This window comes from Vibrio floridensis, from assembly GCF_021852965.1.
GTDB classification, from domain to species: domain Bacteria; phylum Pseudomonadota; class Gammaproteobacteria; order Enterobacterales; family Vibrionaceae; genus Vibrio; species Vibrio floridensis.
Genome location: NZ_JAKGCY010000001.1, coordinates 1 through 22,974 on the forward strand (window position 1 = coordinate 1; position 22,974 = coordinate 22,974).

Annotated in this window: 15 protein-coding genes, 1 rRNA gene and 1 pseudogene; 6 read left to right on the forward strand and 11 right to left on the reverse strand. The window is 47.5% G+C overall.

Going from position 1 to position 22,974, the window contains the following annotated elements; genetic code table 11:
• Positions 1-78, reverse strand: a 16S ribosomal RNA gene (locus LZU85_RS00005); the annotation flags it as partial.
• A 510-nt stretch (positions 79-588) separates the two neighbouring features.
• Positions 589-1,107 carry a DUF3087 family protein gene (locus tag LZU85_RS00010; RefSeq protein ID WP_176297768.1) on the reverse strand — a complete coding sequence of 173 codons (519 nt, stop codon included), beginning with the start codon at positions 1,105-1,107 and terminating at the stop codon, positions 589-591.
• 199 nt (positions 1,108-1,306) lie between these two features.
• Between LZU85_RS00010 and trmY the strand changes: the two genes are divergently transcribed.
• The gene (gene trmY, locus LZU85_RS00015) at positions 1,307-1,903 is read left to right on the forward strand and encodes a tRNA (pseudouridine(54)-N(1))-methyltransferase TrmY (RefSeq protein ID WP_176297767.1); all 597 of its coding nucleotides are present in this window, start codon (positions 1,307-1,309) and stop codon (positions 1,901-1,903) included.
• A gap of 54 nt (positions 1,904-1,957) precedes the next feature.
• On the opposite strand, the gene LZU85_RS00020 is transcribed toward trmY, so the two are convergent.
• Together LZU85_RS00020 and LZU85_RS00025 are read right to left on the reverse strand one after the other, a co-directional pair.
• The gene (locus LZU85_RS00020; protein WP_237286031.1) at positions 1,958-3,694 is read right to left on the reverse strand and encodes a methyl-accepting chemotaxis protein; all 1,737 of its coding nucleotides are present in this window, start codon (positions 3,692-3,694) and stop codon (positions 1,958-1,960) included.
• Between the two features lie 120 nt (positions 3,695-3,814).
• Complete coding sequence (locus LZU85_RS00025) at positions 3,815-7,810, reverse strand: response regulator (protein WP_237286032.1); 3,996 nt, start codon at positions 7,808-7,810, stop codon at positions 3,815-3,817.
• A gap of 113 nt (positions 7,811-7,923) precedes the next feature.
• Here LZU85_RS00025 and LZU85_RS00030 point away from each other — a divergent pair, with 113 nt between their 5' ends.
• On the forward strand, positions 7,924-9,018 hold the full coding sequence (locus LZU85_RS00030) for an HD-GYP domain-containing protein (protein WP_176297764.1): 1,095 nt from the start codon (positions 7,924-7,926) through the stop codon (positions 9,016-9,018).
• 148 nt (positions 9,019-9,166) lie between these two features.
• Here the strand turns inward: LZU85_RS00030 and LZU85_RS00035 are convergent.
• Positions 9,167-9,293: pseudogene (locus LZU85_RS00035) on the reverse strand (IS3 family transposase); the annotation flags it as partial.
• A gap of 222 nt (positions 9,294-9,515) precedes the next feature.
• Here LZU85_RS00035 and LZU85_RS00040 point away from each other — a divergent pair.
• The 3 genes from LZU85_RS00040 (at position 9,516) to LZU85_RS00050 (ending at position 11,727) form a co-directional block, all read left to right on the forward strand.
• Positions 9,516-10,007, forward strand: coding sequence for a DUF6795 domain-containing protein (locus LZU85_RS00040; protein ID WP_237286034.1), 492 nt, complete (start codon positions 9,516-9,518; stop codon positions 10,005-10,007).
• A complete protein-coding gene (locus tag LZU85_RS00045; RefSeq protein WP_237286036.1) occupies positions 10,007-11,152 on the forward strand; it encodes a lipase family protein in 1,146 nt (381 codons plus the stop codon). Before LZU85_RS00040 ends, LZU85_RS00045 begins: the two co-directional genes overlap by 1 nt.
• A 227-nt stretch (positions 11,153-11,379) precedes the next feature.
• Complete coding sequence (locus LZU85_RS00050) at positions 11,380-11,727, forward strand: DUF3316 domain-containing protein (protein ID WP_017421450.1); 348 nt, start codon at positions 11,380-11,382, stop codon at positions 11,725-11,727.
• 213 nt (positions 11,728-11,940) lie between these two features.
• Here LZU85_RS00050 and lhgO read toward each other — a convergent pair whose 3' ends face one another.
• From lhgO to LZU85_RS00070, 4 genes are all read right to left on the reverse strand, one after another.
• Complete coding sequence (lhgO, locus tag LZU85_RS00055; RefSeq protein ID WP_237286037.1) at positions 11,941-13,143, reverse strand: L-2-hydroxyglutarate oxidase; 1,203 nt, start codon at positions 13,141-13,143, stop codon at positions 11,941-11,943.
• Between the two features lie 65 nt (positions 13,144-13,208).
• Positions 13,209-15,329 carry a TRAP transporter permease gene (locus tag LZU85_RS00060; protein WP_130200724.1) on the reverse strand — a complete coding sequence of 707 codons (2,121 nt, stop codon included), beginning with the start codon at positions 15,327-15,329 and terminating at the stop codon, positions 13,209-13,211.
• Positions 15,330-15,402: 73 nt separating this feature from the next.
• On the reverse strand, positions 15,403-16,413 hold the full coding sequence (locus tag LZU85_RS00065) for a TAXI family TRAP transporter solute-binding subunit (protein ID WP_237286039.1): 1,011 nt from the start codon (positions 16,411-16,413) through the stop codon (positions 15,403-15,405).
• 389 nt (positions 16,414-16,802) lie between these two features.
• Positions 16,803-18,179 carry a sigma-54-dependent transcriptional regulator gene (locus LZU85_RS00070; protein ID WP_225452851.1) on the reverse strand — a complete coding sequence of 459 codons (1,377 nt, stop codon included), beginning with the start codon at positions 18,177-18,179 and terminating at the stop codon, positions 16,803-16,805.
• A gap of 138 nt (positions 18,180-18,317) precedes the next feature.
• Here LZU85_RS00070 and LZU85_RS00075 point away from each other — a divergent pair, with 138 nt between their 5' ends.
• Entirely contained in the window at positions 18,318-20,378 is a 2,061-nt protein-coding gene (locus LZU85_RS00075; protein ID WP_237286040.1) for a PAS domain-containing sensor histidine kinase, read from the forward strand.
• A 76-nt stretch (positions 20,379-20,454) separates the two neighbouring features.
• Here LZU85_RS00075 and LZU85_RS00080 read toward each other — a convergent pair whose 3' ends face one another.
• Together LZU85_RS00080 and LZU85_RS00085 are read right to left on the reverse strand one after the other, a co-directional pair.
• A complete protein-coding gene (locus LZU85_RS00080) occupies positions 20,455-20,919 on the reverse strand; it encodes a hypothetical protein (protein ID WP_038969136.1) in 465 nt (154 codons plus the stop codon).
• A 13-nt stretch (positions 20,920-20,932) separates the two neighbouring features.
• Positions 20,933-22,900: an alkyl/aryl-sulfatase gene (locus LZU85_RS00085; RefSeq protein ID WP_237286042.1), complete on the reverse strand. Its 1,968-nt coding sequence runs from the start codon at positions 22,898-22,900 to the stop codon at positions 20,933-20,935.
• Positions 22,901-22,974 lie beyond the last annotated feature (74 nt).

Genomic DNA, 22,974 nt, shown 5'->3' on the forward strand with positions numbered 1-22,974 from the left:
TCTGTGCTGCCGCTCGACTTGCATGTGTTAGGCCTGCCGCCAGCGTTCAATCTGAGCCATGATCAAACTCTTCAATTTAAGATTTTGTTCGGCTCAATGAATACTGACTTCAAAACTACTAATGTAATTTTAAAGCTATTATCGTTCCAACAGAACGATAATGAATTGACTGTGCCAAGACTAAGTAAACTTAATCTCGATTGGTCACTCAGTTCATTGATACCTAATTTGAAACCGAAGTTTCTAATTGGATTATCATCAACGAGTGCCCACACAGATTGATAGGTTTATATTGTTAAAGAGCTTGCTTTTCGAGAAGTTTTTCTCTCAAAGCGGAGGTGCATTCTAGCGAGTTAATTTGAAGAGTCAAACACTTTTTCAAATTTATTTTCTCAGAAGTTTTTACCTCACCCGACCTTGCTGAAGCCTTACGCTGTCTGCCGTGTCGGTGGATGCGCATTATAGGGAACGAAGTTTCTTTGGCAAGTGCTTTTCGATAAAAAATGTCACAAAACCGTTCGTTCGCGCAAGAAACAATCAAAGGGTTATTTTTCTTGGTTCCATGTTAAAAAAAAGCATCTGTTTTCGTCAGAAATCGTTCAACCAAACAGCTTGGAAATCGGATGCATTGAGCACTCTGTGGTTTTGTTCCCACTGACGAATCCTTTCCAGCTCATTCAATACACTCTTTATTGTCAGTGTATTGTTGTCTAACTCGTACACTTGCTGCTGAGTTTGATAGTAAAACTTAAGAATGGTCATTGCTCTCTCATTGTGTTCGTTATGAGCAGCATGTTTGAGGATAGTCACTTTACGATAGATCTTTAAATGAGTCTGTTTAAGCTTCCATACATACAAAAGCTCATCAAAATAGCGATGCGTCTTTATTTGATTCAAGATTGAAAGCGTACTGACAAGAGCAATAACTACTCCGACTAGGTTCCAAACAAAGTTTCCCGTTGATTCGCCTTCAACAATGTCTGTATTACCAAATAGGGCAATCAACAATGTACTAAATGCAATGGCAGAACAGGCAAAAGCCAGTAGAAACGCCACTATCACCATGTTCCCTTTCTTTCTATATGCTTCTTTATTTATTTGACGCACGAATACCGCCCTCCTTCTTTTAGTGCCAGACTAGTTTAACCAAGCAATACGCACTCGCAACGTTTCCTTTGTAAGCTTTCTCTCAATTGCTCTCTCTTTCACTCTACTTCGAATACTCACTTTGATAACAGCATGACTCGCAACAAACTATTTGTTAGGTATATACTCCGTGCATTCGAATTCACTGCAAAGGTCTATCATGCGTACATTTGTATTACGCGCACGCGCAGCGCCGACAAACAGTCGAGCGTTATTAGAAGGGGTCGGTAACGAGGCTCATACTGAGATTCTTGCACATACTCTGATGAACACGATGTTTGTTGCTCAGTCACATCGTGAAGACATCATTGTTCATTTAGTGCTAGAAAGCACAAAAGATTTCTCTCGTACCATAACGATAAACTCAAATGAGATCTCAAATGTCGGAGGGTTTCACGAGGCAAACTTGTTGAACATTGTTGTTCGTGCGCTTGATGCTTCTACGGGTATGGGCAAAGAAGAATTAAGAAATGTCGAACCGGGTGTGACCGTTCGTACAATTAGCTTTGAACGATTGGTCCAGCAGCTGGCTGAAGACCATCAGTTATATATGTTAGAAAAGAAAGGCGAGTTTGTTCGCGACATTAAGTTTGCTGCCAATCCTTGTTTTTTACTTACTGACCATATTCCGATGCCAAAGAAAACCTTTAACAGTCTCAAGCGCCTCGGGACGCAAAACATTAGCCTTGGCCCTAAAATGTTGTTTGCCTCCCAATGCGTCACTCTGATTCAAAACGAACTGGATCTGCAACAATAGCAACGCTCTTGCGAGCATTAAACTCGCAAGAGAATCGCCTATTGTGTGTCACGATTACGTACGGATATGCGATACCACACCGTTGAGGTCATCAACATTACGTTGCAGATCGACGACAATTGGACCAAGTTGATTGATCGCTTCATTCATTTCTGAAGAGAGATTTTTGATATTAGCCAAGTTACTGGAGATCTCGTCACTAACCGCCAATTGCTCTTCGGTTGCCGCCGCAATCGCGGTGTTAAGTTTATGTATTTCAACCGCAGAGCCTTGAATCGTTCCTAGTGCATCGTTCGCCACACCCATATTCGAGCGTGTTGACTGCATCTTATCGGCACTGCTTTGTATGGTCGACGTTGACCGCTTAGCTTTCTCTTGCAGTGTCATGATGATGCTTTCAATTTCTCCTGTAGAGTCTTGCGTGCGTTGCGCCAACGAACGCACTTCGTCAGCAACCACAGCGAAGCCGCGACCTTGTTCACCCGCTCTCGCGGCTTCTATCGCTGCATTGAGTGCCAACAAGTTGGTTTGCTCGGCTATTGCCTTGATGACATCCAATACATTGCCCACGTTATTGGACTCTTCCGCCAACTGTTGGATGATCTGCGATGTATTGGTGAACTCCCCTTCCAACTGGCTAAATTCTCGGGTGGTCTTGTCGAACACCGATTTGCTGGTTGATGCTTCTTTTTCTGCGCTACCTGCGTACTGTTCCGCCATCGTTGTGCTTTCTGCCACATTCGACAAAGCTACGGTCATCTCTTCCATTGCGGTAGCCGCCATTTCCATCTCTTGGTTCTGCTGACCCGCCATCGAGATATTTTGTCGGGTAATACTCTGAATGGCTTCAGAAATATTGGAGATAGTGGTATTTACTTGGTTGATCTTGCTGATGGTTTTCGCATAGCTGATCAACACTTTGTTAATGGTGGTGCCGATGACGCCAAGCTCGTTATTGCTCTTGTCATCCACACGCAAAGTCAAATCAGAGTTAACGTCGACCTCTTTCAAAATATTGGCCATTTGGTCGATGGGTTTTACCACTTTGCGGTTAACCAAAATGTAACCGATGATCGCAATAACAAACACCACGATGAGAGAGACATTACCAATCATCACCGTGGTTCTTACATCGTGCGCCGCCGCTTCAAACTGACGATTTGTCCGTGCTTCCAACTCTTTAAAGAAATCATCAATCGGTGCCATGATTTTGGCTTTTTCTTGGTGATATTCTTTGCTGTGCAAGAGTTTCGCCGCCATTGCCATATCTGGCTCAGCTCGACGAGTGTAGTTGCCTGCACTATCTGGATAGAGCCCCTTGACTGCATTCATCGCTTTGACTTCCATGTTCACCAAAGCATCGGAGTTTTGTTGGGCTTGTTTAAGAAGTTGAAACTCAGATTGGGTGAAGCCCAGATTTTCCATCATTTTCTGCAATGAGATTCTTGCACCATCGGCTTTGGGTTTTTGCCCATAGTTCAACACCAAATCCCAGTAGATGGTGTGGTAGTTTTGCGGTCTCGGTTTGTCACCATTTCGAATGGCAAGGATGTCCATGTACATTTTTTCGTAGGTTTCATCACCTGTCAGCACATAGGTACGTCCTAAACGTGTTAGGTCATCAGAGCTTTGGCGTAGCTCATCCGCAGCTTGGTAAGATTGATAACGGACCTGCGACATCTGATTTACTGTTTGCAGTAATCCGTTAAGCTGCAACACCGTTACCACACTGATTACGATGCCAAGGCCAATAACCCCAAACACCAGTTTCATCGTGCTATTGATATTCATACTGTTCATTCCTTGTTAATTTAACTTTGCCAACTACGTTGTTGTTATAGGGAATTAGGGAACAGCATCCCTCCAGTTATCATTAACGCTTCGCTCTTCGTCGTTGCGCTTTTTCTCCGTTTACTCAGGTTTTGGAAATGCCGTCAGCATCTCTTTGGCCTGCTCAAACTCAAAACTTTCAATGGCATTGATAAGCAGCTGCTTTTGCTCATCCGTCCATACATCGCAATCTTTGGCCTGCTTAATCACATCCACCGCCGCCACATCGTATTGCTCAACGAGCTCGACCAGCCGTTTGTAGAGCTCTGCCGCTTCTCCACATTCTTGCTCACTCACATTGACATGCCGCTTTTGCCATTCCGATAATTGTGCGTGAAGTTTGTCGAGCGCGACGCCTGCTAATTCCAACTCGCCAATCACGGTTTTACTGCGATGGTCGATGCTCTTTTCCATTTTTACTGCCAACTGAGCAAGGGGAGTAACGCCAAGATTGGCCGCAGCGCCTTTGAGGGTATGAGCCATACGCGACGCCATATCCCAATCTTCTTTTTCCACTACCTCTTTAAACATAGGCAACTCTTCCAATTGCATCTCTAAAAAACGACTTAAAATCGACAAATAACTTTCCTTATTCCCGCCAGTGTTAAAAATCGCTTCTTTTATATTAATACCGGATAAGGTGGGTAAATCGTCTTCATCGGCAGAGGCTGGCCGATCTGGGTTGCTCTGTGAACCCGAGGTCGAACATGATGACGAGGTGTGACTCGCTGCATTAGCGACATTGCTTGCTGACAAGTACTGAGAAAGCACTTGGTAAAGATTATGCACATTGATGGGTTTTGCGACATGGTCATTCATGCCCGCGTCATGGCAGCGCTCTACATCGCTTTGCATCGCGTTGGCCGTCATGGCGACAATCGGCAATGTCGCCCACTCAGCTCGCTCACGGATCGCTTTGGTGGCGGTAATGCCATCCATCACCGGCATTTGCATGTCCATCAAAACAAGATCAATCGGATGATGCTCGAGTGCTTCTATGGCTAACTTGCCGTTATCTGCGGTGATAATGTTGAGATTTGTACCATTAAGAAGACCAATCGCCACTTCTTGGTTCACTTCATTGTCTTCCACCAGCAACAAGGTTTGTCCATCAAACACCGGTTTCTCAAACGTCGTGGTCGTGCTGCTTCGTGTCACATGTTCAATGCCATAGCTGTCCATAATGGCATCTAGCAAATTGGACGGATTCACCGGTTTGACGATTAAAGAATCCACCAGCTTACTGCTGTTTTCATCCATGGAAATTTCGCGTCCATAGGCGGTCACCAAGAAGTTTTTCGTTTCTGCGAGTAATCGCTCTTGATGGGCCGTTTGCAACAGCTCTAACCCGTTCATGCCCGGCATGTTCCAGTCAACAAACACCATATCAAAGGTGCTTTGACGGAGCTCATCTAAGGCTTCGAAGCCATTGCTCACCGCTTTGGCATCAAATTGCATCGCGCTCAGTAGCGTCATTAAAATGTTTCGTGCGGAATCGTTATCATCGACAATCAAGGCACGTTTGCCTGCCAAGCCACTAATTGGTTTAGCAATGTCACGCATTTTCGCTTCTTGCAAACCGCAGTGAATCGTAAAGGTAAACGTCGAACCCATACCGACTGCGCTGCTGACCGACAACTGCCCGCCCATCAGTTCCACCAACTGCTTGCTGATGCTGAGCCCTAACCCTGTGCCACCAAACTCGCGAGTAATGCTGGTGTCCGCTTGTGAGAAAGCGTTAAAGAGATCGGCTATTTTCTCTTTATCGATACCGATGCCAGTGTCTTTCACCGAGAAGCGAAGCGTCACATCATCACTGGATTGCGACTCCGGCATTACCGACACCAAGATCTCGCCTTTTTCGGTAAATTTCACCGCATTTCCACACAAATTCACCAACACTTGGCCAAGACGAAGTGGATCACCCACCAAGCCGACAGGCACTCTTGGGTCGATATCCAACAAGAACTCAATGCCTTTTTCCTGTGCTTTAAACGAAATGACGTTGGTCAAGTTTTCAAACACTTCATCCAAGCTGAAATCAATCGACTCGACACTCAGTTTGCCCGCCTCAATTTTGGAGAAATCGAGAATGTCATTGATGATGCCCAGTAAGTTCTTCGCGGACTCATTAATGCGTGTGAGGTACTTGCGTTGGGAAGGGTCCAGTTCGGTATTGAGCGCAAGGTGCGCCATGCCTAAGATGGCGTTCATCGGGGTGCGGATTTCATGACTCATATTGGCGAGGAAATCCCCTTTCGCTCGGCTCATCGCATCGGCGGTGTCTTTCGCATCTCGCAGTTCTGACTCCATCTGCTTGCGCTCGGTGAGATCCAACAAGATCCCCACGATCCCAGAAACACGACCTTGGCTATTATTGAACGACGCTTCGCAAACCAACATATCGCGGCATCCACCTTGGCTATCAAGCAGCGACAGCTCATAGTTTTTACTGCACTGCTCTTGGCTAAGCTCTTGATGTACTTTGGTAAAATGATGCGAGGCCTCTTGCTGACTGAACACTTCTATCGGGGTGCGTCCGACAATTTCGTGCATCGCCAAGCCCGTCAACTCACTGAATTTGGCATTGACGGTTAAATACTTGCCTTGCGCTGAAAGGCAGTACATCGGATTGGGGGTCGCGTTGAGGATTTCTTGATTGAGCTGTGACTGTTCCAGTACTTTCTGCTCCGCTTTTCTTTGCAGCTCCACATTTTGGCTCAGCTGAATACTCACAGAAAGATCATCCAGCATCTGTGATAACCATTGATACTGTAACGGAGTAAGCGTATCGATCGTACCAATTTCCAATAGCGCCACCGGCTGTTTGTTCACACACAACGGGAAATAGTAAATTTCATTCAGTTCCAGCACGCCGCCATTGACGTGCGTGGTGTATTTTCCCTGCAATGATTTCATGCTGTAGGGTTTATCGGACAGCAACACGCTCAGCTGCGTTGAGCTCTGATCGCTGATCTCACGGCTGATGGTGTCGTCGTAACCCGCCCCGGCGATACGAATCAGTTTGTCATCGCGGTAGATCGCAATACTGACTTGCTGCACAGGAAATTGATGAAGCAGAAACTGGGTGACTTCATGGCACAAAGACTGCGTCGATTGGCTGGTTCGCAACACGATGTTGAAATCTTTCACTAAAGTGTTTTGGCTCAGCTGCTCGGAAATATGGTGGAAGACCACATTCAAACTGTCGATGAATTTTTGCAGCTCGGCATACGCGGTTTGCGTAATCGTAAAGGCGTAATCTTGCGCTTTCACTTGATTCACCACCGTACGCAGTAGCTTACTCAATGGGCTGATGTACAAACGCCACAACAGCGTGAACGAAACAACGATCGATGCGAGTAAAATGGCCACCAACACTCGATACACATACTGATATTGCAGCTCCTGAGTGTCGGTTTGTTCTATGTTACCTTCAATACGGTGAACGATCGCTTGATGCGCTGAGCCGATCGCTTTCATGATCTTGGCTTTTTCTTCAAAGTAGACTTTGCCGTACAGCAATGATTGCGCATAAGGCAGATCCGGTTTGCCCGTATAAAGCTCTTTACCATCGGGCTCTAACTTAAATCCCTTTACCGCTAAAAACGCTTCACGCTCAATATTGACCAAGTTATCCGACAGCATTAAGGCGCTTTTCAGCTCTAAAAACTCGGTGGCGCTGATGCCAGAATCACGTAATCTTTGCAGTAGCGGAATGCCTGTCTCACTGGTAAACGGTGGAACATATTCGGCAGAGCTGGCAGCGAGGTCCCAATACTCGTATTCATTTCCCACTGGCAAAGGCAATTTGCCGTCACGAATATCCAACACCTTGTTGAACAGCGCTTCCCAGTCATCATCTCCGGTCACCACATAAGCTCGTGCAAACTTAGTCAAATGATCTGAGCTTTGCTTGAGCTCTTGAGAAAGACGGTAAAACCGATGAAGGTCTTGCTGATAATCCCGACTTTGGGTTCGAAGCTCCGCCACCTTTTGCGTGACAGACAACATGGCAATAGAACAGATCCCCATCGCCAAAAACAGCAGCATAAATAAAGTTCTAATTGAGCGCATTCGCTGGGCCTTTTTGCAAGGTAACAGTGCAATAAATCGATGCTTGTCTATAGTTACTGATAAGTTTAGTTATTGTTCAGCAAGTTGCAGGAAAACTTTTTCAGGATTGATATATGCCTATTGAAAATCTGGATGATTGCACCGTTTTGATTGTCGACGACTCCGCAGACAATCTGGCGTTTATGGCTCAAGGACTCTCCAGTCGCTACCACGTGAAAGCGGCCAAATCTGGGGAGATGGCGTTGCATATCTTAGAGCAGTTTGAGATTGATTTAGTGCTGCTCGATATCGTGATGCCCGAGCTATCGGGTTATGACGTGATCAGAAAAATTCGAGCCAATCACAAAACTCAAGACATTCCTGTGGTCTTTTTGACGGGTAAAGATTCACCCGAAGATGAGAAACTAGGGTTTGAGCTTGGCGCTGTCGACTACATTCACAAACCTGTCAGTATTCCTTTGCTGCGCTCGCGAGTACAAACCCATCTGCAAAATAAACGCTCGAAAGATTTTCTGCGCGATCAAAATGGCTACCTAGAGAAAGAGGTACTCAAACGTTCACACGAGCTTGACCGCATGCAAGATGCGGTGGTGTTTGCCTTAGCCAGTTTGGCAGAAACGCGCGATCCGGAAACGGGCAACCATATTTTGCGTACTCAGCATTATGTGCGTTTACTGGCGGAGCAGTTGGCGTTGCTTCCCAAGTATCAAACGGTTCTTACCCCCAAAATTGTGGATACCTACTTTAAAGCCGCGCCGCTGCATGACATCGGCAAAGTGGGCATAGTTGACTCCATTTTGCTCAAACCTGGCAAGCTCACCGCAGAAGAATTTGAAGAGATGAAATCTCACACCACACTGGGATTATTGGCTCTAGAGAAAGCAGAGAAACTCTCCGGCGCGCAAAATGAACTCATCTCTGCGGCAAAAGAGATTGCTTATGGGCACCATGAAAAGTGGGATGGCTCTGGTTATCCCAATGGTTATGCGGGTGAGCGTATTCCGCTCAGTGCTCGGCTCATGGCCATTGCCGACGTGTATGACGCGCTGCGCTGCAAACGTGTGTATAAAGGCCCGATGAGCCATGAGGAGACACGCTCAATCATTCTCGAAGGCAATGGGACACATTTTGATCCCGAAGTGATTGAAGCTTTTTTGGAGCAAGAAGACATGTTCATCAAAATCGCCAGCGAATTCGCGGATGAATAATTCATCAAGAAAGAAACACAACGCCACAATTACCATGATCTGCTCCAGCCAAACTGAACACTTCATTAAGTGATATTTTGCTGTTCAAAGTTAACTGGGCATAGATACGTTATGTCACCCGCCCATTTTTGATTCAGAGCCGTTACATGAAAGTATTGGTCATGTAGACAACCCTTAAACACGGCAGATTTTCGAGCATAAATTCATAGCTATCTACTTTAGATTTTTCGCGAAGTCGGTGACGGCATTTTTAAGATATCTAGTTCTTCTGCTTTGTCTGCCATCGGTCGAACTTGTTGATGGATTAACAATACTCTTCTCAGTCCAGCTTGTGCTAAACAGCCAAAACTATGACAAAAATTATTCATATTATATAAATACAGAAATGTCATTTGCATACTTAAGTGATTCAAGCCCAAAAAATGACATTATAGTTTGTATAAACATTTAACTAATAAGAGCATGTTTCTGCAGGATTCTTGGCGAAGAACATTATCATGTATAGACTTTTCTTCATATTACTCACTTTATCTTTTCAGGGAAAAACAGACCAAATGCAGTCAATTTTAAGTCCAGAAATAAGAGGAAAAATTGTTCTAAATGGAGAGTCATTTAGCGGATTAAAAATTGAAAGAACCATTATTTACAATGGTGTTTTAACTGACGAAGCGACAACTAACGAAGATGGCTATTTCTTTTTCAATTCAGTGGAACCCGAAAAAAAACATAAGCAAAGTAACTTACAAGACATTAGGGTGCAAGTCATTGTTAGAACTAATATCTCCAACAATGACATAACGATATGGCAATCTAAACTTCATACTTTCAGTCCATCGAATGTGATTGTAGCCTCTCTAGGAAATCTTTACTGCAATCTTACTAATCCCCTTAAAGTATATACTTATTCAGAAACGGAAGAGGAACCTGTAACGAACGAAGTTTATAGCATTTGTGATTTAGAAAAGTTGACTTTCGAGGAACTATACTAATGAAAACACTATCCCCTAAAGATGCACTCACTTTTGCAGAGCAAGCTTATGATATTGAGTTTGAAACAAATACATTTCGACCTGAACGCAGATTGGCAAAGAAATTTAACTTTGATGCAGGGAAAACAACTGTTAAGGCAAAAACAGGCTCTCCACTAGGATTATTATCAAATAGAATCTCCAATTTTGTACTTTGTGCTCAAGGTTATGGCTCTATGGATGGACAGTATGTGTTTGCATTTCGTGGAACGAATTTTGATTTTACTGCAGATAAGTTAACGGACATTAATATTGGAGTGAAAGGCAGCAGCAATGGTGCTTATGCTCATGCGGGATTTGTGAACACATTTAACAGCATAAAGGCATCACTAGCTCATTATATTCAAGCAAATTTAAATAATATAAAAACCATTCACTGCGTCGGACATAGCTTAGGCGGTGCGATTGCATCTTTGTGCGCTGACTGGGTTAAAGAAAAATATAAGATAAGTGTTGTTTTATATACTTTTGGTGCACCAAGAATAGGACTATTCTCATACGCTCAAAAATCTTCGTCATCTAACTTATGTATTTTCCGTTGTACCAATGGAGCAGATCCTGTCCCAATGGTGCCTTTATGGCCGTTTACACACGCGCCAACCAATAGCCCAGAGTATAGGCTAGATAACTCTTTTGGTATAAAACCAGAAGCTCACAAATTGGCATCATCGATTGGGTACAAAAAAGCCTTAACTTCTGACAGTTGGCAGCACATAAAAAGATTTTCTTGTGAAAACATATATAAGTCTACCCGACTAAAATTGCAAAACAGCCACAAAGTAATATTCAATAACTACTGGGCTGATAAGATCGCTTCCGCAATTAGAACACTGCTAAGGGATGCTGGCTATGTAGCGTTATTGTCTTTTCAGAACATGGCAATGAGTGGTTTGACTTTTTATGATCTAATTGCACAAGCCATTGAAAAAATTGCCAATATATCTCAGCGATTTAGAGAGCAGACCGAAGGGTTACTTGGACATATGCTAAAATTCGCTGGCAAGATTGTTCATAAATTGACTGATTTATCATCTAGATTCATAAAAAATGTATTTGGCTCGGTTTTGAAACGATTAAAAAGTTCAGTTTTTAACGCGATCAAGTGACTCGAATATTGAGAAAAACAACTGGAGTTTGATAACTAATCATTTATTCGAGTTTCGATAAATAGCTCGAGAAATTGACGCAATGAATGCTATGACACGCTTTTGACGTCCTGACAAATATTTTGCAGTAACTAGACAGCTCTTTACGTAGCTTGACGGATTCTTTACATAGAAATCTCTAGTATGGATTGGGTAGACAATAACACCAACCATAGAAGGTGATGACCATGAAAAAGACCATTCTGCTTGCTACCACGTTAATGCTCAGCTCGACCGCATTCGCATCCGTTGAAACTCAAATCGGCGAAACGTCTCTTCACACGGATACGTTCGCAAACAAACAAGCGGCCTATGATGCAGGTTTAATGAAAGCACAAGAGCTGCGCGCGATGACGCCAACTGAACTGACTCACGAGCTTTCCGTATTTAGCCAACGCCCAGTTTACGATTCACTGAAAATTTCAGACATTGAAGTGAAAGTAGAAGAATTTGCGAAAGAGAGCGGCAAAGTGGCTTACCGCGCGATTGTCGATGTTGACTACCAATACCAATACCGTGAAAGCAGCAATAGCTAGGTTCTAGGTTCTAGGTTCTAGGTTCTAGGTTCTAGGTTCTAGGTTCTAGGTTCTAGCAGCTAGTCTCTACTTCCAAGTTGCTAATTTCTAGTCCCTCGTACCTAATTTCTAGTCCCTCGTACCTCGCTTCCTAGTTCCTAGGTTCCTAATTCCAACAAACGGGCACTCATTTGAGTGCCCCTTTTCTTTTCAGCTTGGTGTTGAGTTTCCGCCTTAAAGCTTCGCGTCAACTTTATTGCAGATGTACTCTCCAATTGGCATCGCCGATGTCGCCGCAGGTGAGGGAGCATTGCACACATGTAAGCTGCGTGGACTTTCGGCAAAGAGAAAATCGTGCACCAACGAACCGTCTGAGAGCACCGCTTGGGCGCGAATCCCTGCGGGATAAGGCTGCAAGTCTCCAACTTGGATCATCGGACAATACTTGTTCACCAGTTTGAGATACCCCGCCTTCCACCAAGAGTTAATCAACTCTTTCACCCCGGTAGCAAAGTGCTGTTTGGTGACCTTCCAAAACCCAGCAAAGCGCAACATTTGCCAAGTGTCGTGAATGCTGAAGTTGAGTCGGCCATAGCCTTCACGTTTCCAACCTTGCACCGCATTCGGCCCAACCGTCACTGAGCCGTCGATCATGCGCGTTAAATGCACGCCCAAGAACGGTAAATCCGGATCAGGAATCGGGTAAATCAGATGTTTCACCACTTGGTTGTGTTTAGTCGGCAAACGGTAGTATTCACCGCGATAAGGGATGATCTGAAAGTCAGTCTCAATACCCAGCATCTTGGTCAATCGGTCCGCCATCAGCCCACCACAGGACACCAAAAAGCGCCCGTTAAGCTGCACCGTTTCCCCCGCACACTCACAGGTAACTTGCACTTCATCCGCATGCTCTTCAAGCGCGATCACCTTAGCGTTGAGGCGCACCTCTCCTCCTAAATCCACCAGTTCCTGCGCCATTTTTTCCGTCACCAAACGGTAATCAACAATACTGGTGGACTTCACATAAATGGCCCCTAAACCGACAATATTGGGCTCCGCCAGTTTCAATTGCGCCGCATCAAGCAGCTCGACCTCAATGCCATTCACATGGCAGCGCTCATAAAGCGCATTCATCCTTTCCACTTCTGCTGCCGTCGTCGCCACCAGCAACTTGCCACAGTTTTCAACCGGAATCTGATGCTTGGTGCAAAATGCCTTGGTGGCTTCCACGCCACGTTTACAGAAATCCGCTTTTAGACTGCCCGGCGCATAGTAGACCCCGGCGTGAATCACACCACTGTTATGCCCTGTTTGATGACGAGCAAAGCCCGATTCCTTTTCGACCAATAACACCGATTTTTCTGGATAACGCTGCTGCAATTGCCAAGCCGTTGAGACCCCAACAATCCCGCCACCCACAACAATAAAATCGTACACTTCACTACTCCCTTCTCATTCAGGATGCGCATTTGCACTACGCTCAAACGATGAGCGCAGGAGAATTAAGAAACCGCTGCCGCTTGTTGCGCCTGATATTGGCGACCACTGTACACGAAAATGACGGCGAATATGATGAGTGATGCCACACGTAACCAAAGTGGCACATCATGCCACACCATCAACGCACCAGAAGCGGCAAGCGCGAGGCGCAGCAGCCAATTGATTTGGCCTTCTAAATAGCCTTCCAGTGCGCCAATCAAGGCATAGGTACCAAAAATGGCGAAGAATCCCGTCACCAGCACCGTGGTCACGTCCCAACTTACCAAGCCGGTATAGGCAATCAGCAGTGGCACGAGATAAAGCCCTTTGGCGATTTTCCACGCGGTAAGCCCAGTGCGCATCGGTGGCGTTTTGGCGATGGTGGCGGCGGCAAAGGCGGTTAAGCACACAGGCGGGGTAACATTGCTGTCTTGTGAAAGCCAGAAAATAATCAAGTGTGCGGCTAAAAGTGCCAAACCTACGGCTTCTATACCCAAACTTTGCTGAAGTAAGGTTTCTTTGAAGTCGACGGGCACCAAAGCCAACATCTCTTTCGCGGTCTCGATGGCCATCGGGGCATTGAGCAAATCGAGCTTATCGGGCGCAGCGAGCATAAAAATTGCTTTCGCTTGTTCTGGCAATTGCCCCGCCGACATCAGGCTCAACAGTTGGTTTTCCGCAATCAATTGATACAAGGCAGGGGCAGAGAGTGTGCCCAACACGATGTAAGCCGCGGTAACTGGCAGGCCCATGCCCAACACCAGTGAGGCCAATGCAATCAGCACTAGCATGATCAACAAATCTCCCTGCGACCAACCGTTGATCATCAATGAGAAGGTATTGCCAATCCCGGTGGTGCTGATCACGTTGATCACCAAGCCAATGCCCACCAGCAAGACCGCAGTCGTCGCCATGTTCTTTGCCCCTTGGGCAAGTGCATCGATGATCTCTTTGGGCCCCATTTTGTGGTCTTTCGAGAACCAAGACGCCACCACCACCGAAAGGATAGACAAACCGGCCGCGTAGGTTGGAGTAAAGCCCTGTACCAATAGGGTAACCAGCACCGCCAGAGGGATCAGATTGTGCCAACCAGACAGCAGCACCTTGCCCAATGATTCATCGCTGGTGGTGATTTTCTGCACGCCGCTGCGTTTGGCTTCGATGCGCACGAAAAACGCCACCGACAGAAAGTAAATCAAAGCAGGGACAAATGACACCGCGACAATATCGACATAAGGAATCTGCGTGTAAGAGGCCATAATGAACGCCCCCGCGCCCATCACCGGAGGCATCAATTGCCCACCCGTTGACGCCGCGGCTTCTACCCCCGCGGCAAAGCGCGATGGAAAGCCCGCTTTTTGCATCAGCGGAATACTGATCACGCCAGTCGAAACGGTATTGGCGACACTAGAACCCGACACCGACCCCATCAGCCCAGAGCCCAACACCGCAATAAAACCGGGGCCACCGATGATTTTACCCGCCGCCGCACGCGAGACATTGATGATGTAATCCCCCACGCCCGATTTCACCAAAAACGCGCCAAAGAGGATGAACATGAATACGAAGGTCCAACTGATGCGTGAAATCGAACCAAACATCCCTTCAGAGGAGAAGAAACTGCGGTAGAGCAGGGTTTCCATGCTCAAACCGGGGAAATGGAAAATGCCGCCCGCCCATTTGCCCCACCACACCACGTAACTCAAACAGATGACGATCAAAACAGGAATAAACCAGCCCATGGTGCGACGAATGATCTCAATCGCGATTAAAATTGCGGTAATAGAAACCACCCAATCCGAGGTGACAAATTTCACACCACGCTGGTATAAAGCATCTTCCGCAAAGGGGATATAAATCAAACACGCCAGTGCTGCAATGCCAATCAGCACATCTACGGCTAACGCAATACGGCTGCGCTTCAAACTGGCGTGCGCCGGGTACCACAGCAAACATATCAGCGCAAAGCCGGCAAAATGAGTCGCGGAGATCCACAGCTCCGGCAAGGTCGATAAGGTGTTGAACCAAATATGCAGCAGGGAAAGCACCACTCCAATGCCAGTGATGGCGGCGGTTACCCACGGAAAATCCGTTCGTGTCGGTAACTCAAACTGCTGCAACTGTTGTTGTAAAGAATCACTCATGGTCAGACTCCGAGGGAACAAGAAACAATAACAAGCCTCACGCCCACCAACGTTCATTGGTGGGCAAAGTCGCTTACTTGCTCATCAGAGCATCAGGAATGGTGATGCCCACTTCTTTGTAGTAACGCGCCGCACCTGGGTGCAGCGGCAATGGCAGACCCGCAATCGCTTTTTCTATCGCCATCGCTTTGGTTGCTTTATGGATGCCTTGTAAGAAGGTAAGGTTTTCGTAAATCGCTTTGGTGAGCTGGTAAACGTCTTCGTCAGAAATGTCATCACGAACAGCAAGGAAGTTAGGCTGAGCGATGGTCGTCACTGGCTTATCCACACCTGGGTAAGTGTTGGCTGGGATGACGTATTTGGTCCAGAGCTGATATTTGCCGTTGGCTTGTTTGATTTGCTCATCGGTAAACGAGAGGAGCTGGATATCGTTCCCCAACGCAGCAAATGCTTGTGTTACCGCGCCCACTGGCACGCCAGCCGGGGTGTTCATACCATCGATGGTGCCATTTTGCATCGCACTTGCACTCGCGCCATAGCCCATGTATGCCAGATTGAACTCATCCGGATTGACACCTAAACCCGACATAATTTGACGACCTGAACTTTCCGTGCCTGAATTTTTGGTACCGATAGAAAACTTCTTATCTTTCATATTGTTCAGATCGGCTACGGTACCAGAGCTGGTTAGGTCACTGCGCACAATAAAGTGTTCGACGTTTTGCCACAGCATGGAGACTGAACGCAGTTTGGTTTGCGGGCCGCTTTGCGCGTATGGGCCATCACCGGTTGAAGCCCAAGCGCCATAAAGACCTTGCAGGATGGCGAATTGCGCTTCGTTGTCGTTCATCAGCTTGATGTTTTCGCCTGATCCCGCCGAGCTGATCGCAGAGAGAGAGAACTTATATTGAGGCTCAAGCTTCACTTTGCTTAGCGTCGCCAGTGCCACCCCTACTGGATAATACGTCCCGCCCGTCGAGGCCGTGGCCAAAATATAGCTGCGGTTATCTGCGGCGGCGACATTGCTGGCCGAGAAACAGACCATGGCGACAGCGAGAGATTTCATCAATAGGTTCTTTTTCATGGTTACACTCCGTTGTAGGGTAGTTGTTATGGTTTTGTTACCTACAACCTTAGAGCAAACAAGATGCCAATTTTTAAGTGATTGATATATAAAAGATACGTAACAATAAATCAGGAAAATGAGCAACATTTGGCTGATTTACTCTGCTGAAGATGAGCAAGATCTTGCTTATTGCGCGTGAAAGAAAGAAAGAAACAAAAAAGCAATTTAAAATCAAACAGTTAAACTAAAAAGAGCTTGAACCGTTCGCATCTGTATTCGCACTTCGTGATCAAGGTTATAAAAATGTTAACACTCGCAATGAGCAAAATCTTGCTCATTGCTTGTATCTGATTGTCTGCTCATCTGATCGTCAGCTTATCGATTTGCCTGCTGACCGATTTGTTTAATCAGTTATCGGTGTAATCGGCGCGATTCAGACCGAGCTTCTGCATTTTTTGATTGAGGGTGCGGCGAGGAAGATCAAGCTCGTTCATCACCTCCAAAATGCTGCCTTGGTGGCGCACTAAAGCATCGTGAATCACCTTGCGCTCATAATTGTGCAGTTGGATGGCCAGCGGCACACCAACGGGCAAGCTCTCTTGCACCATCGCCGCGCGGCTCGAAAGGATCTCCATCACCGACAAACTCTCATCCAGCGCAAAACGCACCGCGACATTGCGCAGCTCACGCACATTACCCGGCCACGCATAACTCAAGAGCGATCGTGATTCCGCTGTGCTAAGTACACGTTTGTTTGGGTTCGCTTGCGAGGCAAAGTGCTCAAACAAGAGCAACGCGTCTTCCTCTCGCTCACGCAATGGCGGCAAGTGCAACTGCGCCACATTGAGGCGATAAAACAGATCCTGACGAAAAGCGGGATGATTAAACAAGTTCTCTTTTGCTGCCGCCACCACGCGTAAATCCACATTCACTGGTCGGTTGGCACCCACGCGTTCCACCTGATTTTCTTGCAAACTGCGCAGCACTTTAACTTGCATCGCCATCGGCATGCTTTCAATTTCGTCCATGAACAAGGTGCCTTTATCGGCATACTCAAGCTTGCCAATGCGGCGCTTACTGGCCCCCGTAAACGCCCCAACTTCATGACCGAACAGCTCGCTTTCAAAGAGATTTTCTGGAATCGCACCACAGTTGATCGCCACAAATGGATTGGCTCGTCGAGCGCTTTCAGTATGTAAACTGCGCGCCACCAACTCCTTTCCGGTTCCCGTTTCGCCATAGATGATCACATTGGTGTCCATGCTGGCAACGCGTGCGACTTGCTCACGCAACTGGCGCATGATCGCGCTTTGACCAATCAAGACCTGCTCAATGCCACTGAGCTGCTGCAGATAATGGCTGCGATTGCCATAGTCTGCTTGCTGCTGATATTCACTCACCGCACGCTGCAGTGTCGACGCGAGGCGATCGGGATTAAACGGTTTCTCAATGAAATCGTACGCGCCATTTTGCAGCGCCTTAACCGCCATATCGACATCGCCATGCCCAGTGACCAAGATGATCGGACAGCCCACTTGTTCGCGCTGCAACTCCGCCAGCAGAGCGATACCATCCAAATCCGGCAAACGCACATCACTGACAATGCCGTCAAAATCGCCGGTTTTGATCGCCGTAAGGGCTGGAAGGCCATGACTAAATGCCTCAACGTGGAAGCCAGCCAATTGCAACCATTGGGCGGTTGCTTGGCGGACGATTTCATCGTCTTCAATCAGGGCGATATGGGGGAAAGAAACTGCATCCATCGAGAAATACCACTTGTCCATCGTGTCAAATTTTCCTGCTGCTACGTTAGCAAAAAGCACCGTTGGGAAAAGGAGCTGGATCTCACTTCTTAACAACAAAGCTTTAACAAACCCGACAAGCAGAGCAATCTTGGGCCAAGCAAGCAAGGAGGCAACGCGATGAAAAAACGAGTGGTAGTGCTCATCGCTATCGTCATGTGGTTGTTTGTCAGCCAATGGATGGGGAAGGAGTTGGTGCGCCAGTGGCAAACCTCGCGTTCAGTGGTTGACGCGCAGCAACATTTTCTCGATTACATTGGCGACGTGCGTCGCGCCTTACAGCGTTTTTATCACTTGCCCTATCTACTCACCAGCAACAATCACAGCGAGCGGTTTCTCAATGGTGAGCGCTCACTCTATTCTGAACTCAGACGAGAGCTGACTCTGTTGGATAAAGCGGCCAATACCAAAGGCTGGTATCTGCTCTCTGCCAGCGGCGATGTGCTGGTATCCAGCTTGGAAAACGAAGCGTTGAGCGAGCAAGATCTCGATGCCATTGTGGAACAAATTCACGCGCAAGGAGAAGGAGTCGCTCTGGTCAGCAAAGCCAAGGGTGCGTCACCGTTTTTCTATTTGGCGGCGCCGGTATACCTCGACTTTGGCATCGCAGGCATTGCCGTGGTGCAAATCAATTTGCGCCTACTCACCGAACAATGGCTGCTCAGTAGTGATGCGATTTTGTTTCAAAACCAGCGTGGCCACTATTTTCTTTCCAGCCACCCAACACTCACCGCCGATGAACTCAATGATCGCCTAAGTGTGATCCAGCAAAGCGAGGCGACACTGCGCGATGACACGCGTTTGCAATTCTGGCAACTCGAGCAACGCCGCTTTCTCGCCCAAACCATTGTGCTGGACGATCTCAAATGGCAGCTCACCTACCTCACGGATTACCAACCGATACAGCAAGCGAGCAACCGCGCAGGTTGGGCGATCCTACTGGCCAACTTTGTGTTGCTGTTGGTGGGCGTAATTGCCTACCAGCGCCATCAAAAATCGCTCAGCAACCAACGCATCCAGCGTTTATTGGATGAGTCGCGCCAGCGAATGAGTCAGATGATCAACAAAACTCATGTGGGGCTGTTGCTGCTCAATGGTCATGGTGAGATTGAAGATCTCAACCCGATGGCCAAACGCTATTTCAGCGTCTCCGATTCGATGAGTAAACTCGCCCCCGCATGGCAACTGTTTGATACCGGCAATGCCACCTCCACCACCTTGCAACTGCTGAGAAACTTACCCAAGCATCGCGATCTTGCGGAAGTGAGTGCGGTGGAAACCATGGGCAGGCGCAGTGATGGCAGCCAATTTCCATTGCTGTTTTCTCTCACCGCTTTTCCCTGGCATGGCGAGCTTTACTACCTCGCCACAGTGCTCGACATCAGCAAACGCAAAAAAGCCGAACAAGCTCTGCAAAAGGCCAACCACGAGCTGGCGGAACGGGTGGAAGAGCGCACCGCGGCGCTGCGTTCAGCGCAACAAGAATTAATCGAAAGCAGCAAATTGGCAGCGCTGGGCAGGATGTCGAGCGCGATTACTCACGAACTCAATCAACCGCTGACAGGGCTAAAAACCCTGCTCACCAGTAACGAGATATTGCTTGAACGTGGTGAAATGGCGATGTTGCAAGCCAACAATCGACTTATCCATCGCCTCATTGATCGCATGGGCAAAATGACCAGCCAGCTTAAATCCTTCGCCTATCAAAAGCCGGAACAGCTTTGCCCTGTCTCCCTGCCGGATGCGTTACAAGAAACCTTGCGCATTTACCAAGCCGAGCTCGCGCCCATTGATGTGCGGGTGCGTTTACCGCATCCACTGGCCGATGTGTTGGGAGAAGAACAGCGTTTACGACAAGTGCTGGGCAATCTCATCTCCAACGCTGTGGATGCAATGAAAAATACCGAGCAGCCTCAATTGATGATCTCAGCCACCACTTCAGAAACAGAGCTTACGCTTACCTTGAGTGACAACGGCTGTGGCGTCAGCGAGGCACAACTGAGCCAGATGTTTGAACCCTTTGCGACAAGCAAAAAAATTGGCGAAGGGCTGGGCTTGGGCCTGTCGATTACCGCCAACAACATGCGCGATATGCAAGGGCGTATTGCGGTCAACAAAAACGCCAGTGCCGGACTCACCTTTACACTGACGTTTTTACTTGCAAAGCCTTCCATATCCTAAATAGGCTTCTAGGCTTTATGCCCGCTAAATGGCTACTAAGCGGTTGCGCGAACGACTGTGCAAACGACTTTGCACATTACGGCGTCATGGTCTGCACAATCTGCAGCTCATGGGCCTGCTCGTAGCTGAGCTCATTATTGATTAACGCGCCAAGGGCCGCCTCACTTAATAGCATCACCTGTTGAGCATTTTCAGGCGGAGGAACATGAATGGTGAGCCCATCCGTTTGCCGCTTTGACCACAATTGGCTGTCCACCAGATAGATGTAGCTTTCCGCTGCGGCCTTATCCGGCCATTGCTTGTTGAGCAAGGTTAACCACCACTGCGCACGAGCCAGCCCTTTGCTGCCCGCCAATCTCTGCGGTTTGGTAATGTGTTGCGCATCAATCGCTTCGCGAGTGGCTATCGCGATGTCTAACGCGCCGGGATAACTCTCCGCAAACGGGTTATTAAATTGACCATCATAAGAACAAGCCAGCACAGGCTGGCTTGCCATTAAGGACAACAAACCCAAGAGAGGTAAGTGCCTACTTCGCACCATAACAATGCCCTCTCTATGGCGTCACGATGTTGAACCAGAAATCAAACTTATCCAGCATGCCAACAAAGTCTTTAAACACCTGCTTATTGCCTTTGAGTTGCACATCACCATCGGCAATCGCTTTCTCCAAGGTAATGTTGCCAAGCTGAACATCGTCCAAGGTCGCTTTGGTTAAATTCAACGTCACGTCGGCTTTTTTCGCTTGCTTACGCGTGTGATTGAGCACCGAGTTTTCCACATACAAGGTGTACTGCTCATCTAAGTCGGTGAAATTGATGTTGATGGCGAAGGTTTTACCCGCGGCTTTTTCTGGCAAAATGCGCACTGCTAGGTAATCAAACAACATCTCTGGCGGCATGTTTTTGATGATGTCGGGCGAGGCCGTATTGGTGCCTCCCGCTTTAGGCGTCCCGTTTCTCAGCTCATAAGCCCCTTGCAAGTAAACCGAGCGCCACGGGCCAGATTCCGCTTGATACCCCAACTGCTCGTAAGTATCGGCGAGCAACGCTTTGCCGCGCTTACTTTGTGGGTTAGCAAACACAACATGTTTGAGCACTTCCGCCACCCAGCGGTAGTTGCCTTGATCGAAATCCGCTTGCGCCTTGTCAATGGTTGCGCTTTCACCACCCATGTACTCAACGTATTTCACCGCTGCGTTGGTTGGCGGTAAGTTGTTGAGATCGGAAGGGTTGCCTGAATACCAACCCATGTAGCGCTGATAGACCGCTCGGCTGTTGTGGCGTAAGGTGCCGTAGTAACCACGTGTACTCCAGTTCTTCTCCAACTCCTCTGGGAATTGAATCACTTCCGAGATTTCAGAGCCGATGTACCCTTGGTTCATCAAGCGTACGGTTTGGTCGTGCGTGTACTTGTACATATCACGCTGGCCTTTAAAGTAAGCAACAATCTCTTTGCTGCCCCACATTGGCCAGTGGTGACTTTGGAATTTCACTTCCACCTCATCACCCCACATTTCAATGGTTTCGTTGAGGTAAGAGGACCACTTGAGCGCATCACGCACCTGCGCTCCGCGCAACGTGAGGATGTTGTGCATGGTGTTGGTGGAGTTCTCTGCCATCCACAACGCTTTTTTGTCTGGGAACCAAGTATTGATTTCGGTTGGTGCTTCCGTGCCTGGGGTGTATTGGAACACCATGCGCACGCCATCCACCGTCAGCTCTTCACCGGTTTTTTCAATAATACGGGTGGGGACAATCAAGGTTGGTAAGCCCGTTGACGTGGTTTGGCCTAAGCCGCCATTAACCCCGCCACGTTCATTGCGCGGCAGCAAAGCACCATACATATAGATAGCGCGTCGGCCCATCGCATTGCCTGCAATCACGTTTTCTGACACTGCATGTTCCGTGAAGCCGTGTGAGGCAATGATCTCCACCTTGCCCGCTTTCACATCTTCTTCATTCACGATGCCGCGAACCCCACCAAAGTGGTCAATGTGACTGTGCGAGTAGATCACCGCCGTCACTGGGCGCTCACCAAGCTGAGCGTTAACAAACTCCAGCGCCGCTTTAGCGGTTTCTTGGGAAATCAACGGGTCGAAGACGATCCACCCTTTGTCCCCTTTAATAAAGGTGATGTTGGAAAGATCGTAAGCGCGCACCTGATAAATGCCCTCAGTCACCTCAAACAGACCATTGATCATATTGAGCTGCGCGTTACGCCATAAACTGGGGTTCACGCTATCTGGCGCTTTATTTTCTAGCGAGATGAACTGCTTGTACGCTTCCAGATCCCACACCACATCGCCATTGGCGTTTTTGATGGTGACAACATCTTGTTTGGCGATCAAACCTCGTTGAGCATTCTTAAAATCGGTTTCATCCTTAAAATTTAACGCTTGATACACCGCCTGATTGGCTTCAATCGTGGCTTGTGTCGCCGGTTTAGATGGGATGGGTTCGGCCAGAGCGGCCCCTGACGTGAGCGCGAGCGCGATATACAAAGAGAGTGGTTTCATTGTCATTCCTTTTATGAACCTAACTGCACTCCAACAACGTAGACCACGCTCATCGCGTTCGCCATTTTCTACTGTTTTTT